Below are 1,396 nucleotides of genomic sequence, written 5' to 3'. Positions count from 1 at the left end.
CTTCAGCATGCCGACAAGTGTCGCGCTTTCCAGCACGTCGAGCGCGCCGGCCGATTTGTCGAAGTACGTGCGCGCGGCCATCTCGACGCCGTACGCGTTTTACAGGAACGGCACGGTGTTCAGGTACGTTTCGAGGATCTGGTCCTTGCTGTAGACGGTTTCGATCTTGAACGCCGTGATGACTTCCTTGAGCTTGCGCGTGAGCGTCGGCGCGCGGCCGACGTCGTCGGGATAGAGATTGCGCGCGAGCTGCTGGGTGATCGTCGAGCCGCCCTGGCGGTCGCCGGAGAACGTGCGCAGCGCCGCCGACAGGGTGCGGAGGAAATCGATGCCGTGGTGGTGATAGAAGCGGCGGTCTTCGGTCGCGACCAACGCGTCGATCATGTACGGCGAGATGCGGGATAACGGCACCCATTCGCGATGGGTCTGCCTGAACTCGGCGAGCAACTTGCCGTCGGCCGACACGACGAGCGCGGGCCGGTCGATGCGGGCTTTGCGGATATCGCCGATGCTCGGCGTGGACGGCACGAGCGCCAGCACATACAGCACGAAGAGCGCCGGCACGGCGGCAAGAGTGAGGGCGATGCCGCGTCGCGTCGGATGGCGAAGCCGGTGCAAGGCGCGCCCCAGCCAGCCTCTGGCGGTCGTTGCGGCGGCGGTGGCGAGCGGCTGGATGCGAGCGAGCCACCGCGCGCAAAAATCACGGAACAACGTAGCAAATCGGCGATTCACGGTGGCGGGTGCAAACGGAAAAGGCGGGATCGTACCAAAGCGAAACGGTGCGCCCGCCGTCAAATACGGGCTTCGGGGCGAGGCATTTACAGACGATTACATTTGTTTCGGCTCGACAACGGCTGTCGCGTGCGTGTGTGCGCGGAGAGTGGCGGATACGGTCGCGCGACATCCGTTGTTTCCGGCAGAACGCCGTCGCGCCGAGGCCGCGATCGGGCATGGGCGCGTCGTCGGGGACACGCTTCCCGACGCAATTGCGGCGAGCAGCCGCGAGTCGGGCGGCCGGGCGTGTAAACTGCTGCCTTTTTTGAATCTCGCCGTATGGTGCAAGCCCCACAGCGGACAGCATTGAGCGGCCCGACGCTCGTACGCCTGCTCGCGCGTCTGGCGGATGCCGACGTCCCCGAATCCAGGCAGTCGCTCTCGGACCGGCTGAGCCAATGGCTCGGCTGGACCGATGCCATCTCGCTGTCCTCGGCGCTGAGTGGCGGGCCGCCCGCCGTTGCGCCCGGCGCGCGCGCGTTCGGCAGCGATGTCGAGCGCATGTGCGCGGACGTTCGCACGTCGCTGGCGAATGCGATCACGGGCCGGCGCGCGTCCGCCGACAGCGGGCGTGGCGGATCGGCGCGGCCGGCGTCGGCGCGGGCGTGGCCGCCGGTGCGGC

Annotated in this window: 1 protein-coding gene and 1 pseudogene; one reads left to right on the top strand and one right to left on the bottom strand. The window is 67.7% G+C overall.

The window, feature by feature from the left end; translation table 11 throughout:
* Positions 1-732, bottom strand: a pseudogene (locus KH616_RS25005) (biosynthetic peptidoglycan transglycosylase); the annotation flags it as partial.
* Between the two features lie 321 nt (positions 733-1,053).
* Between KH616_RS25005 and KH616_RS25000 the strand changes: the two are divergent.
* Positions 1,054-1,396, top strand: a 343-nt coding sequence (locus tag KH616_RS25000) for a DUF3348 family protein (protein WP_292254932.1), incomplete at its 3' end; no start/stop codon positions are given.

This window comes from Burkholderia sp., assembly GCF_018375725.1.
Classification (GTDB): domain Bacteria; phylum Pseudomonadota; class Gammaproteobacteria; order Burkholderiales; family Burkholderiaceae; genus Burkholderia.
Note: the sequence above shows the minus strand (reverse complement) of the source record. Positions and strands in the feature narration are given on the sequence as shown.